The 2,561-nt window shown below is 41.6% G+C and carries 3 protein-coding genes and 3 pseudogenes; 5 read left to right on the top strand and 1 reads right to left on the bottom strand.

Annotation, left to right across the window (positions count from 1 at the left end; all coding sequences use genetic code 11):
* Positions 1–205: 205 nt before the first annotated feature.
* The 5 genes and pseudogenes from ACE1AQ_RS17175 to ACE1AQ_RS17155 all read left to right on the top strand — a co-directional run.
* Positions 206–388, top strand: coding sequence for a CsbD family protein (locus tag ACE1AQ_RS17175; RefSeq protein ID WP_002763229.1), 183 nt, complete (start codon positions 206–208; stop codon positions 386–388).
* 292 nt (positions 389–680) lie between these two features.
* Positions 681–1,157: a CsbD family protein gene (locus ACE1AQ_RS17170; RefSeq protein ID WP_110546090.1), complete on the top strand. Its 477-nt coding sequence runs from the start codon at positions 681–683 to the stop codon at positions 1,155–1,157.
* Positions 1,158–1,207: 50 nt separating this feature from the next.
* A complete protein-coding gene (locus ACE1AQ_RS17165) occupies positions 1,208–1,357 on the top strand; it encodes a lmo0937 family membrane protein (protein WP_110546089.1) in 150 nt (49 codons plus the stop codon).
* 8 nt (positions 1,358–1,365) lie between these two features.
* Positions 1,366–1,494, top strand: a pseudogene (locus ACE1AQ_RS17160) (transposase); the annotation flags it as partial.
* A 256-nt stretch (positions 1,495–1,750) separates the two neighbouring features.
* Positions 1,751–2,210, top strand: a pseudogene (locus ACE1AQ_RS17155) (RNA-guided endonuclease InsQ/TnpB family protein); the annotation flags it as partial.
* A 217-nt stretch (positions 2,211–2,427) separates the two neighbouring features.
* On the opposite strand, the pseudogene ACE1AQ_RS17150 reads toward ACE1AQ_RS17155, so the two are convergent.
* Positions 2,428–2,561: pseudogene (locus tag ACE1AQ_RS17150) on the bottom strand (IS630 family transposase); the annotation flags it as partial.

Raw genomic sequence — 2,561 nt, 5'->3', positions numbered from 1 at the left:
TCAATCCTTATCTGGCAAGAGATTTAATTGATTAGTTCTCTCTAGAGCGAAAACAGTTGACAAAAATAGCAGCAATGTCTGTCTCTATAAGGGTTTCATTCCTTATAATCCCGTCCATTGCATAACAAAAACCGAAGAGCCAGAATTGTTAGCTCAACTTAGGTAAGCAGTTCTCAAATCCAACAAATTCAATAAGGAGAGCATCATGAGCTTAAAAGATAGAGCCGAGGCAACCGCCAAAAATATCGAAGGTAAAGTTCAAGAAGCAGTAGGAGATCTGACTGGCGATCCCAAAGCTCAAGCAGAGGGCAAGGAAAAACAGGCAGAGGCAAAAGTTCGTCACACTATCGAAGATGTGAAAGATGAAGTCAAAAAAATTATTGATTAGTAGGTCGTTTGTCACAGCAACCGCCATTCAGACAAATGATTGAAACCAGGCTTTCATCGGAACTCTTCCTCAAAAAATGGTTTCTTTCGAGACAGGTGAAACACTAGGACAAGATGGCGTAAATAAACCCAATATTACCAGATATCTAGCTTCTCAAAGAAGTCGAAGATCTCTCCCTCGGTAAACTTACACCGTCAAAGACTAGAAAAATCTTTCTCGAAAGGGTCTAGACAGTAGTTGTTCATCATCCATGTATCATCGATTCATCAAATTCTTTTTGGGAGTTAAAATGATGTCACTTCAACAGATTCGTCGCTTTTTTGTCACCATTATTTTAACTATAATGCTGGCAATTACTATAGCTTTTGATTTTGGAACTACAAATAGTTGGGCTGCAACTTTACCCACCCAATCGCAGACTCAAATCGCAAGCATGAATCGAGCCAAGGCAGTTACGAAAAATATTGAAGGCAAAGCTCAAGAAGCGATTGGCAACATGACAGGCGATCCCAAAGATCAGATGATGGGAAAAGCCAAGCAAGTCGAAAGTCAGGCTCGTAACGCAGCAGAAGATATAAAAGACCAGATGAAGTTAAAAGGGCGGGCAAAAGCAGTCACAAAGAACATTGAAGGCAAAGCTCAAGAAGCGATAGGTAAAGCTACTGGCAACCGCCAAGATCAAGTTGCTGGAAAAGCTAAACAAGTCGAAAGCCAAGTTCGCAATGCAGTAGAAGAGGTGAAAGATACGGTTCAAGATATACTCAATTAAGGATCGATGACTGAATTTTCATTACTTTTCTCTAAATCAAGGAGGGAAATATGTTCGATCTCGTTTGGACTGCCGTTGTTATACTTTTCATCCTCTGGTTGTTAGGATTCTCCATTAACATTGGCGGCGGCTTAATCCACCTGCTTTTGGTTTTGGTGCTGATTGGCGTTGTCTACAACTTGTTCATGAGGCGACGGTAATTGTTCATTCTCGAACACAGAAAGGGTCAAAAAATCGGGAAAAAGCAAGAATCAAAGTAGCTAAGATTCAGGCTCGAATCACCGATAGCAGAAAAGACCATTTACATAAGCTAACCACTCAATTAGTTCGTGAAAACTAAACGATTGTAGTTGAGAATTTAGCGGTAAAAAACTGGGTAAAAAACCTCAAGGTAAGCGCATCTTAACAATCCTTGACAAAATGAACTTTATGTGAGTTGCTTGCCCACGATTCAGGCATATTTGAGGAGAATTTGCCATCTCAATTGTTAAGCAAAAATCGACCCATTTGGTCGATTTCGTAACTATTCTGATTGAGTGGTATCACTTGAAATGCCCACGCGGATGACAAAATTGGCCAATTGTCAATAGCGTTTGAGATGCTCTCACCCTGTAAAAAACCCGAAACTAGCTCAAGCTATATCAGATGTTAGTTGGGGAGAAATCACTGGACAATTAGCCTATAAATGCCGTTGGTATGGGAGAAACTATCGGGAAATAGATATAGCATTTCTGATTCACAAGAGGTACATTCCCGAGCCTGAACAGCTTAATCAGCAAAGGTTTAACTGTGCCGCACAGATGCGAGAAACGCTATAGATGGTTTCCTAGTTCAAAACGGTGCAATAATTGTGGGCATATCGTTGAGAAAATGCCGTTAAGTGTCCGAGAATGGGAGTGTCCTGAATGTGGAACTTGCCATGACAGGGATGTTAACGCCAGTAAAAACATTTTGGCCGCAGGGCTTGCGGTATCAGTCTGGGTCGCGAGTGTCAGACCCGAACAGAGTGAGTCTGTGAAGGCAACTGCTAAGAAGCAGAAACCTAGATCGTGAGGTCTAGGAATCACCGTCCCTTTTAGGGCGGTGAGGATGTCAATCCCACCCCCTAAATCCCCCTTAAGGGGTAATTCTATCGTCTCCCCTGAAAGGGGAGATAAGAGAGGAGTGGGGACTGAGGGAGGTGGGGGCTGGTTTGCTCAACCGAACGGTATTGGGTAGGGGAGGTGTGAACGATCATAATTTAATTTTATGTTGTTGTGCTGTTTATACTTTAGACGTTCATAATCTGAGATTTATTAAACTTCTGAAATCGTAGAGTCAGCAAGGAATCCAGTTCTTTTTTATGTTTCAGATGGGCATCATTCAGACATTCATAAATAGCTGAAGAAAAGTCAGAAAAGTTCT

This window comes from Microcystis sp. BLCC-F209 (assembly GCF_041928595.1).
Taxonomy (GTDB): Bacteria; Cyanobacteriota; Cyanobacteriia; order Cyanobacteriales; family Microcystaceae; genus Microcystis.
This window is presented reverse-complemented; position numbering and strand designations above follow the sequence as displayed.

Bases quoted from the DNA above. Each gene is read 5' to 3' on its own strand.
- ACE1AQ_RS17175 (WP_002763229.1), top strand. From the start codon at position 206: ATGAGCTTAAAAGATAGAGCCGAGGCAACCGCCAAAAATATCGAAGGT.
- ACE1AQ_RS17170 (WP_110546090.1), top strand. From the start codon at position 681: ATGTCACTTCAACAGATTCGTCGCTTTTTTGTCACCATTATTTTAACT.
- ACE1AQ_RS17165 (WP_110546089.1), top strand. From the start codon at position 1,208: ATGTTCGATCTCGTTTGGACTGCCGTTGTTATACTTTTCATCCTCTGG.